General features: G+C 75.8%; 1 protein-coding gene. It reads right to left on the bottom strand.

Going from position 1 to position 640, the window contains the following annotated elements:
* Positions 1 to 640, bottom strand: a 640-nt coding sequence (locus tag EBL85_RS17330; protein ID WP_369964159.1) for a calcium-binding protein, incomplete at both ends; no start/stop codon positions are given.

Genomic DNA, 640 nt, shown 5'->3' with positions numbered 1-640 from the left:
TGTCGGCGCCAAAGCCGCCAGCAAGCTGGTCGTTGCCGCTGCCGCCGACGAGGATATCGGCGCCGAGTCCGCCGTCGAGCCGGTCGTCGCCGCCATCGCCGAAGAGGCGGTCGCGCCCGCCGGCCGAACCGAGGGTGTCGTCGCCACCGCCGCCACGGATGATGTCGTCGTCGGGGCCGAAGAAGAGCACCTGGGCGCTGCCGTCGCCCTGGACGATGTCGACGTCCGCCCCGGTGTCGCCGTCGTCGCCGCGGAAGCTGCCGGGCCCGCGCACCACCAGGGTGCCGGCGCCGGCGACGACGATCTCGACCGGCCCCAGGGGGTTGCCCGCGGCATCGTAGAGCGCGCTGGTGTCGACCACCACCAGGGTCGGGCGGGCGTCGCTGCCACTGCCGTCGCCGAGGTCGATGGTCAGGCGCAGCGGGGCATCCCCCGTGCTCCCCTCGCTCGGCCACACCGGGGTGACCTGCACCACCTCGACGCCGCCGCCGCCGGCGCGGGCCTCCAGCGAATCGATCAGCGCCGCGCGTCCGGCCGCCTCCTCGGGGTCGGCTGCGGCGTCGTCGCCGCCGGTGAGGGTCTCGAGCGCGCTGCGCTCGGTGCTCACCCGGCTGGTGGCGATCAGCCCGAGCGACTCGGG

Origin of the sequence: Marichromatium sp. AB32, from assembly GCF_003718675.1 — a bacterium.
GTDB lineage: Bacteria > Pseudomonadota > Gammaproteobacteria > Chromatiales > Chromatiaceae > Marichromatium > Marichromatium gracile.
Note: the sequence above shows the minus strand (reverse complement) of the source record. Positions and strands in the feature narration are given on the sequence as shown.